The sequence below is a fragment of the Priestia aryabhattai genome (assembly GCF_023715685.1).
GTDB lineage: Bacteria > Bacillota > Bacilli > Bacillales > Bacillaceae_H > Priestia > Priestia aryabhattai_B.
Window position 1 is genome coordinate 594,287 of sequence record NZ_JAMBOQ010000003.1, and the last position, 19,334, is coordinate 613,620.

21 protein-coding genes are annotated in these 19,334 nt (G+C 37.8%); 13 read left to right on the top strand and 8 right to left on the bottom strand.

Annotated features, from left to right (window positions below):
• The first annotated feature begins 1 nt into the window (after window position 1).
• Entirely contained in the window at window positions 2-1,414 is a 1,413-nt protein-coding gene (gene lpdA, locus M3225_RS16105; protein ID WP_013082295.1) for a dihydrolipoyl dehydrogenase, read from the top strand.
• A 248-nt stretch (window positions 1,415-1,662) separates the two neighbouring features.
• Entirely contained in the window at window positions 1,663-1,905 is a 243-nt protein-coding gene (locus tag M3225_RS16110; RefSeq protein ID WP_251395324.1) for a hypothetical protein, read from the top strand.
• A gap of 49 nt (window positions 1,906-1,954) precedes the next feature.
• Here M3225_RS16110 and M3225_RS29835 read toward each other — a convergent pair whose 3' ends face one another.
• The gene (locus M3225_RS29835) at window positions 1,955-2,137 is read right to left on the bottom strand and encodes a hypothetical protein (RefSeq protein WP_308215746.1); all 183 of its coding nucleotides are present in this window, start codon (window positions 2,135-2,137) and stop codon (window positions 1,955-1,957) included.
• 445 nt (window positions 2,138-2,582) lie between these two features.
• Between M3225_RS29835 and M3225_RS16120 the strand changes: the two genes are divergently transcribed.
• The gene (locus tag M3225_RS16120; protein ID WP_013056059.1) at window positions 2,583-2,708 is read left to right on the top strand and encodes a GapA-binding peptide SR1P; all 126 of its coding nucleotides are present in this window, start codon (window positions 2,583-2,585) and stop codon (window positions 2,706-2,708) included.
• Window positions 2,709-2,746: 38 nt separating this feature from the next.
• Here M3225_RS16120 and M3225_RS16125 read toward each other — a convergent pair whose 3' ends face one another.
• Window positions 2,747-4,222, bottom strand: a complete 1,476-nt coding sequence (locus M3225_RS16125; RefSeq protein ID WP_285885688.1) for an aminotransferase class I/II-fold pyridoxal phosphate-dependent enzyme — start codon at window positions 4,220-4,222, stop codon at window positions 2,747-2,749.
• Window positions 4,223-4,692: 470 nt separating this feature from the next.
• Here M3225_RS16125 and M3225_RS16130 point away from each other — a divergent pair, with 470 nt between their 5' ends.
• Window positions 4,693-4,962 (top strand): UPF0223 family protein, encoded by a 270-nt coding sequence (locus tag M3225_RS16130; RefSeq protein WP_251395326.1) that lies wholly within the window; start codon window positions 4,693-4,695, stop codon window positions 4,960-4,962.
• A gap of 49 nt (window positions 4,963-5,011) precedes the next feature.
• On the opposite strand, the gene M3225_RS16135 is transcribed toward M3225_RS16130, so the two are convergent.
• Window positions 5,012-5,647 (bottom strand): YktB family protein, encoded by a 636-nt coding sequence (locus tag M3225_RS16135; protein WP_251395328.1) that lies wholly within the window; start codon window positions 5,645-5,647, stop codon window positions 5,012-5,014.
• A gap of 267 nt (window positions 5,648-5,914) precedes the next feature.
• On the opposite strand from M3225_RS16135, the gene M3225_RS16140 reads away from it, so the two are divergent.
• The gene (locus M3225_RS16140; protein ID WP_013056063.1) at window positions 5,915-6,100 is read left to right on the top strand and encodes a hypothetical protein; all 186 of its coding nucleotides are present in this window, start codon (window positions 5,915-5,917) and stop codon (window positions 6,098-6,100) included.
• A gap of 195 nt (window positions 6,101-6,295) precedes the next feature.
• The gene (locus M3225_RS16145) at window positions 6,296-7,102 is read left to right on the top strand and encodes an inositol monophosphatase family protein (RefSeq protein ID WP_251395331.1); all 807 of its coding nucleotides are present in this window, start codon (window positions 6,296-6,298) and stop codon (window positions 7,100-7,102) included.
• 108 nt (window positions 7,103-7,210) lie between these two features.
• Here the strand turns inward: M3225_RS16145 and M3225_RS16150 are convergent, their stop codons facing one another.
• The gene (locus M3225_RS16150; protein WP_045293815.1) at window positions 7,211-7,396 is read right to left on the bottom strand and encodes a YlaF family protein; all 186 of its coding nucleotides are present in this window, start codon (window positions 7,394-7,396) and stop codon (window positions 7,211-7,213) included.
• 113 nt (window positions 7,397-7,509) lie between these two features.
• Here M3225_RS16150 and typA point away from each other — a divergent pair, with 113 nt between their 5' ends.
• Window positions 7,510-9,348: a translational GTPase TypA gene (gene typA / locus M3225_RS16155; RefSeq protein ID WP_013056066.1), complete on the top strand. Its 1,839-nt coding sequence runs from the start codon at window positions 7,510-7,512 to the stop codon at window positions 9,346-9,348.
• 160 nt (window positions 9,349-9,508) lie between these two features.
• Complete coding sequence (locus M3225_RS16160; protein ID WP_285885690.1) at window positions 9,509-9,826, top strand: YlaH-like family protein; 318 nt, start codon at window positions 9,509-9,511, stop codon at window positions 9,824-9,826.
• Window positions 9,827-9,921: 95 nt separating this feature from the next.
• Here the strand turns inward: M3225_RS16160 and M3225_RS16165 are convergent, their stop codons facing one another.
• Window positions 9,922-10,287 (bottom strand): hypothetical protein, encoded by a 366-nt coding sequence (locus tag M3225_RS16165; protein WP_251395333.1) that lies wholly within the window; start codon window positions 10,285-10,287, stop codon window positions 9,922-9,924.
• 1 nt (window position 10,288) lies between these two features.
• Window positions 10,289-10,489, bottom strand: coding sequence for a YlaI family protein (locus M3225_RS16170; protein WP_013056069.1), 201 nt, complete (start codon window positions 10,487-10,489; stop codon window positions 10,289-10,291).
• 185 nt (window positions 10,490-10,674) lie between these two features.
• Between M3225_RS16170 and M3225_RS16175 the strand changes: the two genes are divergently transcribed.
• Window positions 10,675-11,130, top strand: coding sequence for a pyridoxamine 5'-phosphate oxidase family protein (locus M3225_RS16175; RefSeq protein WP_195780791.1), 456 nt, complete (start codon window positions 10,675-10,677; stop codon window positions 11,128-11,130).
• 26 nt (window positions 11,131-11,156) lie between these two features.
• Here M3225_RS16175 and M3225_RS16180 read toward each other — a convergent pair whose 3' ends face one another.
• Complete coding sequence (locus M3225_RS16180) at window positions 11,157-11,756, bottom strand: YhcN/YlaJ family sporulation lipoprotein (protein ID WP_013056071.1); 600 nt, start codon at window positions 11,754-11,756, stop codon at window positions 11,157-11,159.
• 216 nt (window positions 11,757-11,972) lie between these two features.
• Between M3225_RS16180 and M3225_RS16185 the strand changes: the two genes are divergently transcribed.
• Entirely contained in the window at window positions 11,973-13,301 is a 1,329-nt protein-coding gene (locus M3225_RS16185; RefSeq protein ID WP_251395335.1) for a PhoH family protein, read from the top strand.
• A gap of 37 nt (window positions 13,302-13,338) precedes the next feature.
• Here M3225_RS16185 and M3225_RS16190 read toward each other — a convergent pair whose 3' ends face one another.
• Window positions 13,339-13,836, bottom strand: a complete 498-nt coding sequence (locus M3225_RS16190) for a hypothetical protein (protein ID WP_028407950.1) — start codon at window positions 13,834-13,836, stop codon at window positions 13,339-13,341.
• 284 nt (window positions 13,837-14,120) lie between these two features.
• Here M3225_RS16190 and M3225_RS16195 point away from each other — a divergent pair, with 284 nt between their 5' ends.
• The 3 genes from M3225_RS16195 to pyc all read left to right on the top strand — a co-directional run bounded on the left by M3225_RS16195 (window position 14,121) and on the right by pyc (window position 19,304).
• Window positions 14,121-14,387 (top strand): YlaN family protein, encoded by a 267-nt coding sequence (locus tag M3225_RS16195; protein WP_370506486.1) that lies wholly within the window; start codon window positions 14,121-14,123, stop codon window positions 14,385-14,387.
• 143 nt (window positions 14,388-14,530) lie between these two features.
• On the top strand, window positions 14,531-15,721 hold the full coding sequence (locus M3225_RS16200) for an FtsW/RodA/SpoVE family cell cycle protein (protein ID WP_251395337.1): 1,191 nt from the start codon (window positions 14,531-14,533) through the stop codon (window positions 15,719-15,721).
• A 133-nt stretch (window positions 15,722-15,854) separates the two neighbouring features.
• Complete coding sequence (pyc, locus tag M3225_RS16205; protein ID WP_251395339.1) at window positions 15,855-19,304, top strand: pyruvate carboxylase; 3,450 nt, start codon at window positions 15,855-15,857, stop codon at window positions 19,302-19,304.
• Window positions 19,305-19,334: the final 30 nt, after the last annotated feature.

Here is a 19,334-nt window from a genome sequence, read left to right on the forward strand (position 1 = left end):
AATGGTAGTAGGAGATTTCCCAATCGAAACTGATACTCTTGTCATTGGTGCTGGCCCTGGTGGCTATGTTGCAGCAATTCGTGCAGCTCAATTAGGTCAAAAAGTTACAATCGTAGAAAAAGGTAACCTTGGAGGCGTATGTTTAAACGTTGGTTGTATTCCTTCAAAAGCATTAATCGCTGCAGGTCACCGTTTTGAACACGCTAAACATTCTGAAGACATGGGGATTATCGCTGAGAACGTAACAGTTGATTTCTCTAAAGTTCAAGAATTCAAAAACGGCGTTGTAAACAAACTTACTGGCGGTGTTGAAGGCCTTCTTAAAGGTAACAAAGTTGACATCGTAAAAGGTGAAGCTTACTTCGTTGACAGCGAAACTGTACGTGTAATGGATGAAAATTCAGCACAAACGTACAAATTCAAAAATGCAATCCTTGCAACTGGTTCTCGTCCAATCGAGATCCCTGGATTCAAATTCTCTGAGCGCGTAATTAACTCTACAGGTGCATTAGCGCTTAAAGAAGTTCCTAAAAAATTAGTTGTAATCGGTGGAGGTTACATCGGTACTGAGCTTGGTACTGCTTTTGCTAACTTTGGTACAGAAGTTACATTTGTAGAAGCTGCTGATGAAATTTTAGCTGGTTTTGAAAAACAAATGAGTTCACTTGTTAAACGTAACCTTAAGAAAAAAGGAAACGTTGAAATCTATACAAAAGCAATGGCTAAAGGTGTGGAAGAAACTGCTGACGGCGTACAAGTTACGTTTGAAGTAGGCGGAGAGTCAAAAGTAATCGATGCTGACTACGTATTAGTTACTGTAGGTCGTCGTCCTAACACTGATGAGCTTGGTCTTGAGCAAGTTGGCGTTAAAATGACTGATCGTGGTCTTATCGAAATCGATAACCAAACTCGTACATCTGTAAGCAACATCTTTGCAATTGGTGATATCGTAACTGGACCACCACTTGCACACAAAGCTTCTTACGAAGGTAAAATCGCAGCTGAAGTAATCGCTGGCGAACCTGCTGAAATTGACTACTTAGGAATTCCAGCAGTTGTATTCTCTGAGCCTGAGCTTGCATCTGTAGGTTATACTGAAGCACAAGCGAAAGAAGAAGGATTAGCTGTTAAAGCTTCTAAATTCCCATTTGCTGCTAACGGACGTGCGCTTGCACTTAACGCTGCAGAAGGCTTCTTGAAGCTTATCACTCGTAAAGAAGACGGAGTAGTTGTTGGTGCTCAAATCGCTGGACCTAGCGCATCTGACATGATCGCTGAGCTTGGTCTTGCTATCGAAGCTGGCGTAACAGCTGAAGATATCGCATTAACAATTCACGCTCACCCAACATTAGGTGAAATCACAATGGAAGCTGCAGAAGTAGCTATTGGAAGCCCAATTCACATTGTAAAATAATGTTTTTAAAAAGCTGATGCGTACGCATCAGCTTTTTTTTGATGAAAACGGTTTTCATAAAGTATCAGATGCTTGTCAGACAGTTTTTGCTGCTGGTGAGTATAAATTCTAGAAGAAACATGTAAAAAGCGCTGAGATAGTCTTAAATAAGCTCTAGATGGCATAGATATGAAGTGGGACGTGCTTTTCTTATAGTTAGATACAAATTTGTTCTTTTGGGTAACGAATGAAAAGGCGGCGAAGGAGCTATGAAGACGTATTTCGTTTGGAGCTTGCACATTGTTATTTGGATTGGTTATTCACTGGTTGAATTGCTATCAAAACGTGATCAATTGACATCTAAAATTATTTTATTTTTAGTATTTGCTTATTTAGCTTACGGTATAGCAGAAATGAACGTCAAATCTAAAAGACTGGCACTTATGATGACAGGCACAACTTCAACTGTCTGCTTGACATGTTATCAACTAATTTTATTTTGCACGACGTAAGATTTGATAAAAAAAGCGTTAGCTTATATAAGCTAACGCTTTTTTTATCTTACACAGATTTCTTTTCTTTTTTCAATGAGCCTTCTTCTTTAAATGCTTTCATTAATGAGAAGAACGTTAGCACCAGCACAATTGAGAATGGAAGTGCTGCTATAATCCAGCTGTTTGGAGCGCATCCACACAGCCTGTCCAAAGCAGAATGATTGCTGTTAACGATTGAATTAAGCCCCACGTAAGCTTAATAGAGCCTGAAGGATTTAAATCACCATTTGTTGTCTGAATTCCTATTCTATTTTACATAACATAGTTTCTCATATAACCTTTTTAGCTATACATGAAACCACATGGTTATACATTGTAGTAAAGTTTGTATAAAATGTCTACCCTATTAGTAAGAAAAAGCAGCAAGAGCCCAAATTCTTATTTTTCGTAATTATTTTAAAGTGCTGAAATAGATGTGAAATTAGACGTTATTTTTTCATCTAAATGGGTAGAAATGAAACTTATAGAGATGATGCTAAGCGGTCAGCTTTTTTAAAACAAATATGACATTTATGAGAAAAATATTTTTAATGTGACATACTAATTAGTTGTTGACATATTTAATGTGACATAATAATATAATATTAAGAGTTGTAAAACGCTTACAAAAAAACGGTTAAAGGGGAGTTTACAAAATGGGAACAATCGTATGTCAAACATGTAACTGCACAATTGATCATTTCGAAGATGAGAAAGTGACACGATTATACTCAACATGTAAAAGCGGAGAATGTCAAAAAGCAGATGAAGATTTAGATTAATTCAATAAAAAAAAGGTGCGGAGTTTCGCACCTTTTTTTTATTGAATTGCTTTATGTTCTTTAATTACACGAAATGTTTTTAATTCAAAATCTTCCGGACCCTGCACTGGCAAACCTGCCTCTAAGTTTGTTTCAATGTATGTTAAATTTTCCTCAGTGATGATTTCCCCAGGAATAAAAATAGGAATACCAGGAGGATAGACCATCACAAATTCTGCAATAATACGACCTGCTGACTCGTGAAAAGGTACTACTTCGGTTTCAGCGTAAAAAGCATCACGAGGTGTTAAAGCCAGTACAGGAATATCAGGTAATAAAATAGCCGGTTTTGCCGTTGTCTCAGAAAGGTAATGGAATTTTGCGGATAACTCACGCAGAGCTGTGACCAGGCGTGAAAGATCTTCTTCTGTATCTCCAGGCGTGATAATACATAGAATATTATACAGGTCAGACATTTCGACTTCGATATTATGAGCTTCACGCATCCATTTTTCTACGTCATACCCCGTAATTCCTAAATCTGAAACAGAAATAATTAATTTAGTAGGGTCTAAATCATACGTAGCTTTTGTGCCTAAGATTTCTCTGCCTATACATCGGATATGTTCAATTGTATTAATTTCTTTTCGTGCTTTTTCAGCAAGAGAAATTGCACGTTCAGCCAGATCTTTTCCTTCTGTAGCTAAACGTTTTCGTGCAACATCTAAAGAAGCCAGAAGCAGATAAGATGTTGATGTTGTTGTCAGCATGCTTAAAATAGACTGTACACGTTTTGGAGAAATTAAGCCTTCGCGTATGTTTAGAATTGAACTTTGTGTCATAGAGCCGCCTAATTTATGCACGCTTGTTGCTGCCATATCTGCACCGGCCTGCATAGCAGACAGAGGCAAATCATCATGGAAGTGAATATGAACGCCGTGAGCTTCATCAACAAGTACAGGCACTTGATACGAGTGGGCAATTTCTACGATTTTACGAAGGTCTCCTGAAATTCCAAAATAAGTTGGATTGATAACAAGTACTGCTTTTGCTTCAGGGTGCTGCTTTAAGGCTTTTTCTACAGAGTCCGATGTAATACCGTGAGAAATGCCAAGATTTTCGTCAATTTCAGGATGAATAAAAATAGGCGTAGCTCCTGAAAAAACAATCGCACTCATAACAGATTTATGCACGTTTCTAGGAACGATAATTTTATCTCCGGGTCCACATGTTGCCATAACCATTGCCATAATTGCTCCGCTCGTTCCTTGAACAGAGAAAAAAGTATGATCAGCACCAAATGCTTCTGCAGCTAAATCCTGCGCTTGTTTAATAATGCCTTTTGGCTGGTGAAGGTCATCAAGAGGACCGATATTAATTAAATCAATGGACAAAGCATCATCGCCAATAAATGAGCGGAATTCAGGATCCATTCCATTTCCTTTTTTATGTCCAGGGATATGGAATTGTGTTGGGTTTTTCTTAGCGTGATTAACTAATCCAGTAAATAATGGAGTTGAAAATTGAGAAGACAACTTTGCTATACACCTCTTTTATCATAAATTGTCAGTCCCTCTAAGCAAAGCTTAGAGGGACTTTGATTGTTTTTTTATCAAATTACAGCATTCAATTTTATATACAAAAAGCAGCGGCTGGTGAATTCTACATATTAAAATATCAGACCTTATATAAATGAATGAAACGTGTATGTTTACTACTGTTTGATAATATAAATACAAATTTTAGTTAAAAAAATACAAGTAATTGTAAACTGCTTATTACTCATTATTTTATAGTTCTTTATGTTTTGAAAATCCCCATAAAACAAAAGAATTATAGCACTTATTAAACCATTTGCAAAGATATTTTAAAGAGAAAATAAAAAGAAAAAAAAGGAGCATTTCTTTTGTGTGAAAAGAGAATAAATTTTGTGTACATTATAGATTGTGATAGAGTTAAGAATATAGATATACATAGATTGAAGAAATAAATGGAGTGATGAGAAGTGGAATATCAATACCCTATCTCCCTTGATTGGAGTACAGAAGAAATTGTTGATGTAGTGAAGTTTTTTGAAAGCATTGAACGAGCTTATGAAAAAGGTATTGAGCGCGATCAGCTAATGGCAGTCTATCGCCGATTTAAAGAAATTGTGCCAAGTAAAGCAGAAGAAAAAACAATCTGCAACGATTTTGAAGACCAAAGCAAATACTCTTCTTATCGAACGATTCAAAAAGCAAAGACTGCTTCTTCTGGAGACATCATAAAAATGTAAAAAATGGAGCCAAGCTTGGCTCCATTTTTTTTATATCAATTCGTTAAAATTATGCATATGCTTTTTTAGTTAGTTCATATAATGGAGTTACCGTATGAAATGTTTGTTCAATACGAGCTATCCATTCTTCGCCGTTCATTGCAATTGCTTCTTCTTTTGGAATTGTAATGCCGCATAGGATCTCAGCTTTTTTAACCGTCTCTAGACGCTCAAACAAACTCTCTAAGTCTTCAGAAGATAAGTCGTCCATTTTTTCACTATCAGGTTTTGTATGATCTTTCGACCAAACAAAAGAGGCTGGGATATTTTGACGAATCTCCTCAATATTTTGTTTTAGCAGCTTTCCAAATTGTTCTTTAATAGGTGATTCGTAAATGACGGCGAACCACACAAAGACGTGTGTTTCCCAAAGGCCAATTTGAAAATGAGGGAGCTTTTTGTACCCGCGTTTACTGTTAGCAAAGGCTACCCACGTATCTGCTGGCGGGTTAACTGTTCTTCGTGCATGCTTGGCAATGTGTACGAACATTTCATCTCCACAAAGTGAAGAAAGAGTAGGAGCAAAATGATTGCTCAATTGTTTCAATTTTGGGCGTATCGTTGTCTTGATGGCTTCCATACGTGCATCAAGCCCCTCGATACGGAATACGTTAAAGTCATCTTGTGAAAATCCTGAGAATGCCATGTGAAACCTCCGTTTTTTAGTGAATATGTATAGCTGCTGTGCATCTATGCAAGTAAGTATGATTTACGCGAAGATTCTACCACAGGAAAAGCATAAATACCAATTAATTCGCATATGCTTGTCAAAACGTGTCTATCATTTTTTTATAGGTAATCACACAATTTAGTTACATGAGATTAGGTTTCGACATAGACTATATCAATCAAAATATCTGAAAATTTAGTTTTCTATAAGCGGGTTCAATAATTTGAGAGGGGTGTTTGAAACATGAAACAAGTGGTGAATATGTATAAGAAGAATGATGGACAAAAAAGATTAGGTGTAATTCGTTTGGAGTTAGATTACGAGTTAGCGACGTTATATGAAGCCATGATGGAGAATAATGAGGAACAAAAACAAAAATGTAAGCGAAAGCTCGAGAAACTTCGTGAAGAAATGATATCTCTTCAATAGCAGATACGGGAATAAAATAGAACAAATAAGGGTAAACTGTAAAAAAGGGTTAAATTGAATGAGCAGATTCATAAGTGGTAACAGAGCACGTGGGAGAAGAAGCGGCAGTTCTTCTCCCACGTGCTCTGTTAATTGACATCTTACGGAGGTTTTCTTAAGCTTAAATAAGAGACGTATTTTTGAGGGGGAATTGAGATGACACAATGCTGGAAAGAAATTGATACATACGTTAAAGAGTGGCTAAAAGAAGCTGGACAAAAAATTCAACAGTCGTTTAGTAAAGAACTTCTCATTCAAACGAAATCGAATCCAAATGATTTAGTAACAAATATGGATAAAGAAATTGAACAGTTTTTTATCTCGAAAATCAATGAAACATTTCCGGAACATCATATTCTTGGAGAAGAAGGATATGGAGAAGAGCTTGAATCCGAAGAAGGAACGATTTGGATTATCGATCCAATCGACGGTACAATGAACTTTGTTCATCAGCAGCGAAATTTTGCTATTTCCATCGGTATATTTGAAAATGGTGTAGGACAAGCAGGTTATATTTATGATGTTATTCATAATGAGCTGTATCATGCTTTAAAAGGACACGGCGCGTTTATGAATGACATTGAATTGCCGAAACTTGAACCTGTACCAGTTGAACAAGCTATTATTAGCCTAAATGCAACATGGGTGACGGAGAATCGTCGTATTGACCCTTCTGTATTAAGTCCGCTCGTGCGTAAAGTAAGAGGGACTCGCTCATATGGATCCGCAGCTATTGAGCTTGCTTACGTAGCGGCTGGACGCTTGGATGGATATATTACTTTACGTTTGGCTCCATGGGACTTTGCTGCCGGTAAAGTGTTGATTGAAGAAGTTGGAGGAGTTATGACGGATTTAGAAGGAAAGCCGTTAGAGATTCTGGAAAAAAGCAGTGTGTTTGTAAGCAAACCAACATTACATGACGAAATTTTTCGTACGTACCTTGAAGGAAAGTGGAAAAAATAAAATAGAAGTGAAGACTTACGTGGAGTCAAAGAGTTTTGTGATGAAAAAACGTCATGAACCATTTTGATGTTGCAAATGGCCATGACGCTTTCAATCATCGCAAAAAAATTATAGCTGCCCTTTTTCTCGCATTTTTTTCTTAGTCGTAAAGCCAAAACCCATTACAACAATTAAAGCTACGATAGCTAAAATGACCCCGAGAGCGCTTCCTTCTCCGATAAATATGCCAATTGACATAATTGCTGCAGTTGCGATGAATGCATATAAAACGAATACCCACTTAATGTTTCTCATGTTGATTCCTCCCATTTGTAACGGATATTTATAGTGTACAACAAAATCATTCGGCAATTCTAGAGTTAGTGTGATATAATAGCTTAGTTATTACAAGCATAGGAGTGAAATGCGTGAACATTCGTAAAGATTTACGTAATATTGCCATTATTGCCCATGTAGACCATGGGAAAACAACGTTAGTAGATAAATTATTACATCAGTCCGGAACATTCCGTACTAATGAGCATGTTGAAGAACGTGCGATGGATTCAAATGACCTTGAGCGTGAGCGTGGAATTACAATTTTAGCGAAAAACACAGCTATTAATTATAAAGATACGCGTATCAACATCATGGATACGCCAGGACATGCTGACTTCGGTGGAGAAGTTGAGCGTATTATGAAAATGGTAGACGGTGTTCTACTTGTAGTAGATGCATACGAAGGATGTATGCCTCAAACGCGCTTTGTATTGAAAAAAGCATTAGAGCAAAACTTAACGCCGATTGTTGTTGTCAATAAAATCGACCGTGACTTTGCTCGTCCAACTGAAGTAGTTGATGAAGTAATTGACTTATTTATTGAACTAGGTGCAAGCGAGGAACAAATTGAGTTCCCTGTTGTTTATGCTTCAGCAATCAACGGAACAGCTAGCACGAACCCTGAAAAGCAAGATGAGAACATGTCATCTCTATTTGACTCAATCATTGAGCACATTCCAGCACCAGTAGACAACAGCGACGAACCACTTCAATTCCAAGTGGCAATGCTTGACTACAATGACTATCTTGGTCGTATCGGTGTAGGTCGCGTATTCCGCGGAACAATGAAAGTAGGCCAGCAAGTTGCATTAATGAAGCTTGATGGTACGGTAAAACAATTCCGCGTAACAAAATTATTCGGTTTCCTAGGCTTAAAGCGTGTTGAAATCGAAGAAGCAAAAGCAGGAGACTTGATCGCTGTATCAGGAATGGAAGACATCAACGTAGGTGAAACAGTATGTCCGTTTGACCACCAAGATGCACTGCCAATTTTACGTATTGATGAACCTACTTTACAAATGACGTTCTTAGTAAACAATTCACCGTTTGCTGGTCGTGAAGGTAAGTTTGTTACATCTCGTAAAATTGAAGAGCGCTTAATGTCTGAACTTGAGACAGATGTAAGTTTACGCGTGGAAAATACTGATTCACCGGATGTATGGGTCGTTTCAGGACGTGGAGAACTTCATTTATCTATTTTAATTGAAAATATGCGTCGTGAAGGATATGAGATTCAAGTATCAAAACCTGAAGTAATCGTTCGTGAAATTGATGGCGTTCGCTGTGAGCCAGTTGAACGTGTTCAAATCGACGTGCCTGAAGAACATACAGGTTCTATTATGGAATCAATGGGTGCTCGTAAAGGCGAAATGGTTGATATGATTAACAACGGCAGTGGTCAAGTTCGTCTAATCTTCATGGTTCCTGCACGTGGTTTAATCGGTTATACAACTGAGTTCTTATCGTTAACTCGTGGATTCGGTATCATTAACCATTCATTTGATAGCTACCAACCAATGCAGCAAGGTCAAGTTGGAGGTCGCCGTCAAGGTGTGCTTGTTTCTATGGAAAGCGGTAAATCATCTACTTATGGAATCCAAGGCGTAGAAGACCGCGGTACAATTTTCGTTGAGCCAGGTACAGAAGTATACGAAGGTATGATCGTAGGAGAACACACTCGTGAAAATGATATCGTTGTTAACATCTGTAAAATGAAGCAAATGACGAATATGCGTTCTGCTAACAAAGATCAAACAACAGGTATGAAAAAACCTCGTATTATGTCTCTAGAGCAATCACTTGAATATTTAAACGAAGATGAATATTGTGAAATCACACCAGAATCTATTCGTCTACGTAAAAAAATTCTTGATAAAAATGAGCGTGAAAAAGCAGCGAAAAAGAAAAAATACGCTGACACCAAATAATAAAAAAAGTAAGTCGTTAGCTCTATCTGCTAGCGGCTTGTTTTTTATCTATTATATCAGAATTTTCTATCTTTTGGAAGCGTTTTATAAAGAAGGGATCCGGAAAGGAAAAAGGTGGTTTATATCGAATAATGTAAAGTAAGGAATAGGGGGAAGAATTATGGATGTAAAAGAACACCTTTCATTTTTTGCTGCTTTGTATCAAGTAGATGAACATGCAAAAATAGGAATGTGGCTGTTATACTTTACAATTTTAGGGCTATCTGTTCTCGTGTACAAGCTCGGGTTTGCAAAGAAGCTGCCGCTTTTAAAATCTGTGGTTATTTATCTATTTTTAGCTTTTGGATGTACGATATTAACGTTTTTAGGCATTTTTTTACCTGTAGCTGAAGGGCTTGTGGTTGCAGCGCTTGTATTGATTATTTATAAAATACGGCTCTATCAGGCTAAAAAGCAAAAGTCCTCGTTTGGTTCATAAAAGACTACATAAAAAGACGCTTGTAGCTACAAGCGTCTTTTTAGTATGATATAGCCGATGGTAAGAGCGGCTGCGGAAATTAAATAACCAGCTGTTCAATAAAAAATCGCTAATGCATCATCCACCGCAGGCGTAGGCTTGAGCGCAAGCAACGTCAACGGAAAATACAGAGGAATGGTTGGAAGTGTTAATAAAAAGGAACACAATACGATTTTTCGAATAGACATATTATTTAATTTATCTACTATGTAAACAAAAACGATCCCAATTACAACGGCAATGAATAAATGAAAAACAAACTCTACCCATTCAGGCCATTGAATAGGGTCAATGATAGGAATAAAATCAACATTTAATAAAAGGGTATAAACTTGTTTGCCGGTTAGCCATTCTATCCATTTCAAACATAACCCAAGGATACTCCCGCTTAAAATGCCAATACTTATTCCTAATCGGATCACCTTACCAATCCTCCTCTGTCTTTTTCGACTCATATAGTTTAAAGTTACCGGTAGCTATGCGTTCTTTTGTTCGTTTTTCAATCCGTTCAGAACATTCATTGCACATATATGTATGGATAGGACGGTTGCGCAGTCGTTTTGCCACGAGCGTTTCATCCTCAATTGTTTCAATTTTATCGCACATGACACATTGTACTCTCATTTCTATCACCTCAACTTCTCTATACATCATTCTAGCCGAAAATTCTTGTTTTATAAAGTTTTTTTGCGGTGCTATCTCTCAGTAGAAAAGGAACGATAGGAAAACATTCCTAAAGAAGCAGGTAATTTTGCTTGTTAGCTCGAAGATAGTAACTAGTAAGTACATAAACAGTAGGAGGGATGAAAATGGCCAACGAAGTCGAGACTCAATTAGTAGATGCATTATACGATGAGCTACAGACAGAGAGATTTGCAACCATTTCAACTATTGATTTTGAAACAAACGGTCCAAATGTTAGTGCCATTTCGTGGTTAGTAGCTCCGACTAAGCAAAAAATTCGATTTGCCGTAGATGTCAAATCGAGGATTGTAGAAAACATTAAACATACGAATAAAGCAGTGGTAAATATTCTTGCCAATGAATCATGCTACTCAATCAGTGGAATAGCTGAGGTATTGCAAGAAAAGTTAGAAGGAGTAGCTTTAAAGCTGACGCTAATTGAACTAGATATTAATGAAGTAAGAGATGTCATGTTCTATGGTTCTAAGATTTCAGTAAATCCTTCATATGAAAAGACCTATGATCCAGTAGCAGCCGCTAAACTCGATAAGCAAGTAATTGAAGCGATAAAAAAAGCTTAGCAGCAGCCTGCCGCTAAGCGACTTTCTTATTCATTTTTTTGAAGATGATTATTAGATTGTTTTTCCTGCTCATTCTTTAAGTTTTGCTCTTGTTTATTATTTAATTTTTGATTGTTTGTATCTGTTGAACTAGGATTTCTGCGGATTTCTTCTGCAAATTCAGGCATCACTCGGTTCACAATGGCTGCTAATTCATCTAAAAATCCTGTAACCGGCCGACCCTTACGAATTTCATTTCCAATTTGTTTTAGCCGAGCGACCGTATCAGGATCTGCAATAACAACAGAATTAGCGCCGTACGGATCAGCTTTCAGACCTTCGGCAACTGTATATTTGATTGAACTTACTTCTGAACGATCAATATCTTTGCCGACGTCAATGCCTACGATTGCATACTTACCAAGCACAATGGCAGTAGCATCGTTTACATTCGGAACGCTTGAAGCCAGTTCAACTAAATGCGCTGATATTTCATTAGCAGTTCGCTTGTGAGAGCGTTCAGGAGATGAATTTTTGACCTGTACAATTCGATCTGTTTTTTGCCCTTCTTCAACGTCTGCTTGGTTATTGTTGCAGCCAGTTAGTGTAATAAAACATAAGCTAATGGATAGAAAAAATTTGTTCATGTGGGAGACTCCTCCTTATGAATGACTCATTTTTTGTAGTAATTTGTATTTAGTTTCTAATAGTTCTTCTATCTTTATGCACGTGTTCATATATTTAAAGAAAATGGTCCGTCCATTTAAGGTCACTTCACATATGTGCGTTACATAGTATATAAATGGATGGGTGCCTTGTTTCACTCCTTACAGGAAAAACAATCGGAGTAGGAGGCTGAATTATTGGGAAAAATTTATGTATTAGATACGAATGTTTTATTACAAGATCCGCATTCAATTTTTTCATTTGATGATAACGAAGTAGTGATTCCGGCCGTTGTACTAGAAGAAGTTGATTCGAAAAAAAGAAACATGGATGAAGTCGGACGAAATGCAAGGCAGGTATCTAAACTCATTGATAACTTGAGACAGCATGGAAAGTTATATGAGAAAATCCCTTTAGAAAATGGGGGCCATTTGCGAATTGAACTCAATCATCGCTCTTTTCAACAGCTTCAAGAAATCTTTGTGGAAAAAACAAATGATAATCGAATTTTAGCTGTTGCTAAAAATCTATCCCTTGAAGAGGAAACAAAAGAAGATGGACGTGAAGTGATACTAGTGAGTAAAGATGTGTTGGTACGTGTGAAGGCTGACGCAATCGGTTTAAAGGCAGAAGATTTTTTAAGTGATCGAGTAGTGGAATTCAATAGTATTTATACAGGCTTTTCAGAAGTCTATATTGCAAAAGAACTGCTGAGTCAATTTTACGAAAAAGGGGAGTTGCTAACGTCGCAAATTGCGAACCACTCCTTTTTTGCAAATCAATTCTTAGTCATGAAAGATGCATTTGGAGGATCTGGATCAGCCATCGGCATTGTCGATCAAACAACAACGAAAGTAAAAAAGCTTTTATTTGAATATGATCATATCTGGGGAATCAAACCTCGAAATGTTCAGCAAATTATGGCTTTAGAACTTCTTCTTAGAGACGACGTTCAACTGGTTACGTTAATTGGAAAGGCGGGTACGGGTAAAACGCTGCTTGCTTTAGCTTCAGGACTTATGCAGACGGAAGATTTAGGATGTTTTAAAAAGCTACTTGTAGCTCGTCCAATTGTTCCTTTAGGGAAAGATATTGGATTCTTACCAGGAGAAAAGCAAGAGAAGCTTCGTCCATGGATGCAACCAATTTATGATAACCTAGAGTACTTATTCAACACTAAAAAACCTGGAGAACTGGATGCGATTCTAGCGGGGCTCAGTTCAATAGAAGTGGAAGCCTTGACATATATAAGAGGCCGAAGCATTCCGGAGCAGTTCATTATTATTGATGAAGCGCAAAATTTAACGAAACATGAAATTAAAACAATTTTAACAAGGGTAGGAGAAAAAAGTAAAATTGTGCTTATGGGAGATCCAGCTCAAATTGATCATCCTTATTTAGATGAGTATAACAACGGATTAACGTACGTAGTTGAAAAGTTTAAAGAGCAAAAAGTATCAGGCCACGTTCGGTTAATCAAAGGAGAACGCTCTGGGCTAGCACAATTAGCAGCTGATATTCTTTAAAAAAAGTGGGGTTTCTTTTGGAACCCCACTTTTTTTATTATGTAACGATGATTTCTTCCACATATTTAATAGGGTTATTTCGGTTAGAGCCGTCTGGTAAATAGACATAGATAGGCCCATCTTCTCTAAGAGGCTTTCCGTCTTGGCTGAAACCAAAGATTAGTTTTTGCGCTTCTTCTAATGAAAAAGAAATCAGCGCGTCTTTTGTTTTAAATGAAACGTTGGTAGCTTCTTCAGTAGGTGAAGCGTTTGCTAGAAAAGGTGCAAATAAAATGCCAAATGTCCCATTTACTAGCTCCTGTTTTTTGAATTTCTTTTCGGTTTTTAACGTAGGAGGAAAGACGGCTCCTTCTTGAATTTCACGGTCCCAGTGCTTCGAAACAGCCTTTGTGTACGCTTCTGTTTCGTCTTTTTGCTCCGGTGGATGTTCAAAAAAAACGTCCATATCGAGCTTGCGGTCATCGAAAATCCACACGCTTGGGTCGAGTGTCAGCGTATATTTTACTTTTCCTTTTAACATAATAATTGAATTCATAATAAATGCCCCCTTGCTAAAAGTATAAGCGCTTTCTACTTATTTGTCACTTTGATGAAAAAATTTAGTTGAGAGTGATTCTCGTATGATATAATGTAAAAGTCAACGAAAGTGCGAAATTTCCTACATCTATGGTAATGGTTTTGAGAAAGTAACAGTATAAAAAAGACGGCCAGCCTCAAGGACATGTTTATCCTTGCTTTTTTGGAGCATAGCCTTTAAAATTGAGAGATAGATTAGGTAATCGCTCGCGAACGGAGGGATTGAGTTTGACGCCTGAGACAATGATAGATCATCGTGAAAAAGCGTATGCGTTGTTAAAAGCTGATGCAGATAAGATTTTGCAATTAATTCAAGTTCAAATGGATAACTTAACAATGCCACAATGTCCTCTTTATGAAGAGGTTTTAGATACACAAATGTTTGGTTTATCAAGAGAAATTGATTTTGCAGTTCGTCTTGGTTTAATTGATGAACGTGTTGGAAAAACATTGCTAGACCGCCTCGAGCGTGAACTTTCTGCACTGCATGAAGCGTTTACAAAAAAATAAAAATCACGCGATCGAAACTCAAACTATATACAAACGTAGTTTGAGTTTTTTATTACAGGTGGTTGAAATTTCCTGATTTACTCAAATTTGTACATAAAAGATGAAACGAAACAGAAACACGTCATTTTTAAAGGAAGAGGGTTATGGTAAAAAAAATATTTAGGCATTTTGACTATTCAATTGTGATTCCAGTGCTGCTTCTTTGTGCGGTTGGACTAGTTATGGTTTACAGTTCAAGTATGATTGTAAGTATTACAAGATATCATACGTCAAGTGATTTCTTTTACAACAGACAAAAAATGTGGCTTGCTTTTACGCTTGTATTGTTCATTTTAACAATGCTAACACCTTACAAGCTGTATCCTAAAATACTGCCTTATGCGATTCTGGGCATTTTTGTACTGCTTTTGCTTGTGTTTGTAATGGGGCATACGAGTAACAATGCGCAAAGTTGGTTGCAGCTTGGCGGGGCAAACATGCAGCCGGCTGAGTATGCCAAGCTTGTTGTCATTTTATACTTATCGTATGTTTTGTCTAAAAGGCAAGAGTATATTGACAACATCAAAAAAGCTTTTTTTGGACCTATGGGCCTTGTATTTCTAATATTAGGTTTTGTAGCTATTCAGCCTGACCTTGGAACCGGATCAATTATTTTCGCTATTGCCGTTACAATTATGCTATGTTCGGGAATCTCTCGAAAAACCTTTTTCCGCATGCTAGCACTAGGTATCATTTTGCTTATGGTAATTATTACGATTGGTTTTTTTACAGGTCAGTTTACTGCTAATCGAATTGGCCGTTTTACCGGCGCATCAGATCCGTTTGCTAATGCTCAAGGGACCGGTTATCAGCTGGTTAATTCATATTTAGCAATAGGTACAGGAGGCTTAAAAGGCCTTGGTTTAGGAGAAAGTGTACAAAAGTATGGTTATCTTCCAGAGCCCCATACCGATTTTATTATGGCTATTATTGCAGAAGAATTAGGGTTCTTTGGAGTTATGCTCGTGCTGGGCCTTTTAGGCTTCTTAATTTTCAGGATTTTAATGCTGGCTAAAAAATCTCAGGATCCTTTTGCTAGTATGATCTGTATTGGAGTAGCCAGTATGATAGGTATTCAAACAGGCATTAACCTCGGAGGGCTTACGGGACTCATTCCGATTACCGGCGTAACGCTTCCGTTTATCAGTTATGGAGGATCTTCGCTGCTAACGCTTATGGTGTCTATGGGAATTATTGTAAATATATCGTTTTTCGTAAATTATCAAAACAAAAAACAAAAAAATACGGAAAATATTGTGCTACATCCGAACAATACATCAACAACAACTGATTGATTTTCGTGAAAAAATTGTGTAAAAAAAGCAAAAATTTATTGGAATTTTATCGTTTTCCATTGATTTTTGCTTTTCTTTTATCCAATTTTGCTATATATTGAAGTTTATACGAAATTGAGAGGAGATTAGCAACATGAGTTTTGTAACTAAAAAAATCAAAAAAGTATTAGTAGCAAACCGAGGAGAAATTGCGATTCGTGTATTTCGAGCATGTACTGAACTGAATATTCGGACTGTTGCAATTTATTCTAAGGAAGACGCAGGTTCTTATCACCGTTACAAAGCGGATGAAGCCTATTTAGTAGGAGCGGAGAAAAAACCGATTGATGCTTATTTAGATATAGAAGGCATCATCGACATTGCTAAGTCCCATGATGTAGATGCTATTCACCCTGGCTATGGATTTTTGTCAGAAAATATCCAATTTGCGAAACGTTGCGAAGAAGAAGGCATTATTTTTATTGGCCCAAAATCCAAGCATCTTGATATGTTTGGAGATAAAGTAAAAGCACGTCATCAGGCTATTCAAGCAGATATTCCCGTTATTCCTGGTACGGATGGTCCTATTGATTCGATTGACGAAGCAAAAGAATTTGCTAATCAGCATGGATATCCTCTAATGATCAAAGCAGCTTTGGGCGGAGGCGGTCGAGGTATGCGTATCGTTCGCGATGCAGATAGCTTGAGCGAATCTTATGACCGTGCCAAATCAGAAGCAAAAGCAGCTTTTGGTAATGATGAAGTGTATGTCGAGAAACTAGTTGAAAACCCAAAACATATTGAAGTGCAAATTTTAGGTGATGAACAAGGAAATGTTGTACACCTTTATGAACGCGACTGTTCTGTGCAGCGTCGTCACCAAAAAGTAGTAGAAGTAGCTCCGAGTGTTTCTATAGATGAAGACTTACGTCTCCGCATTTGTGAAGCAGCTGTGCAGCTGATGGAAAAAGTGCAGTACATAAATGCAGGTACAGTAGAATTTTTAGTATCAGGAAGCGATTTTTATTTCATTGAAGTAAATCCACGTGTTCAAGTAGAGCACACAATTACTGAAATGATTACAGGTATTGATATCGTTCAATCGCAAATTTTAATTGCAGATGGCTACGCACTTCACAGCAAGGAAGTGTCCATTCCTGCACAAGATAAAATTCAAGTACATGGATATGCGATTCAATCTCGTGTAACGACAGAAGATCCGTTAAACAACTTCATGCCGGATACGGGTAAGATTATGGCTTATCGTTCGGGTGGCGGTTTTGGCGTACGCTTAGATACGGGAAACAGCTTCCAAGGTGCTGTGATTACGCCGTATTATGATTCACTGTTAGTAAAAGTAACAACATGGGCATTAACATTCGATCAAGCCGCATCAAAAATGGTACGGAACTTAAAAGAGTTTCGTATTCGTGGAATTAAAACAAATATTCCGTTTCTTGAAAATGTAGTGAAACATGATAAGTTCTTAACAGGTGCTTATGATACATCATTTATTGATACAACGCCTGAACTTTTTGTCTTCCCTAAGCGAAAAGACCGCGGAACTAAAATGCTTACATACATTGGGAATGTTACGGTAAACGGGTTCCCTGGTGTATCGGAAAAGAAAAAGCCAATCTTTACAAAACCGCGCGTTCCTAGTGTGGATATAAGCAAACCAATTCAAAACGGAACAAAGCAGATTTTAGATGAAAAAGGCGCTGAAGGGCTAGTAAATTGGGTGAAAGAACGCAAGGAAGTGCTATTAACGGATACAACCTTCCGTGATGGCCATCAGTCTCTTTTAGCAACGCGTATTCGTACAAACGACTTAAAACAAGTAGCTAACCCAACTGCACGCTTGCTTCCAGATTTATTTTCTATGGAAATGTGGGGGGGAGCAACGTTTGATGTCGCTTATCGATTCTTAAAAGAAGATCCATGGGATCGCTTGCTTACTTTACGTCAACAAGCGCCAAACGTTCTTTTCCAAATGCTTCTTCGCGCGTCAAATGCGGTTGGATATAAAAACTATCCTGATAATGTAATTAAGGAATTTGTTGAAAAATCAGCTTATGCAGGTATTGATGTTTTCCGTATCTTTGACAGCTTAAACTGGGTGCAAGGAATGACTCTTGCAATTGACTCAGTTCGTCAAACAGGAAAGATTGCAGAAGCAGCGATGTGTTATACAGGTGATATTTTAGATCCGACACGCCGTAAGTATGATTTGGATTACTATAAGAATTTAGCAAAAGAGCTTGAGCAGTCTGGAGCACATATTCTAGGCATTAAAGATATGGCGGGTCTTTTAAAACCACAGGCAGCTTATGATTTAGTATCGGCTCTAAAAGAAACGGTTGATATTCCGATTCACCTTCATACGCATGATACAAGCGGAAACGGTGTATACACGTATGCAAAAGCAATTGAAGCAGGTGTAGACATTGTAGACGTAGCCGTAAGTTCAATGGCAGGCTTAACGTCTCAGCCAAGTGCTAACTCTCTTTATTACGCTTTAGAAGGAGCGGACCGCAGACCAAATTTAGATATTAAAAGTCTAGAAGAGCTTTCTTACTATTGGGAAGACGTGCGAAAATATTACCAAGACTTCGAAAGCGGCATGAACGCTCCCCATACGGAAGTGTACGTGCATGAAATGCCAGGCGGTCAATATAGCAACTTACAGCAACAAGCAAAAGCAGTTGGTTTAGGAAACCGCTGGGATGAAGTAAAAGATATGTATTCACGCGTGAATTTGTTATTTGGTGATATTGTAAAAGTTACGCCATCATCAAAAGTAGTTGGAGATATGGCATTGTTTATGGTTCAAAACAACTTGACAGAAGAAACGCTGTTTGAGCGCGGTGAAACGCTTGATTTCCCGGATTCAGTTATTGAATTGTTTGAAGGGTATTTAGGACAGCCTCATGGGGGATTCCCTAAAGAGCTTCAGCGCATCATCCTAAAAGGCAGAAAACCTATTACAGTTCGTCCTGGAGAACTGTTAGAAGATGTGGACTTCGATGCAGTGAAAGAAAAGCTATTTAAAGACTTAAATCGTCAAGTAACAAGTTTTGATGCCATTGCATATGCGCTGTATCCAAAAGTATTTATGGATTATCACAAAGCAGTTGAGCAATACGGGGACATTTCCGTTCTTGATACACCAACTTTCCTATACGGAATGCGTTTAGGAGAAGAGGTTGAAATTGAGATTGAAAAAGGAAAAACCTTAATTGTTCGCCTTGTATCCATTGGAGAACCTCAGGCAGACGGTACGCGAACAGTATACTTTGAATTGAACGGTCAGCCTCGTGAAGTAGTGATTAAAGACGAAAGTGTCAAAACAACCGTCACAGCAAAACAAAAAGCGGACCAAGGAAATCCGGCCCACATCGGCGCTTCCATGCCTGGAACCGTTATTCGAGTAGTAGTGGAAAAAGGCGATAAAGTCTCAAAAGGTGATCACTTAATGATCACAGAAGCAATGAAAATGGAAACAACCGTGCAAGCACCATTTGACGGCGTGATTAAACAAGTACACGTGTCCAATGGAGATGGCATCCAGCCGGGAGATTTATTAATTGAATTAGAAAGCTAATCAAAAAAGGTACGGGCTCTGAGCTCGTAC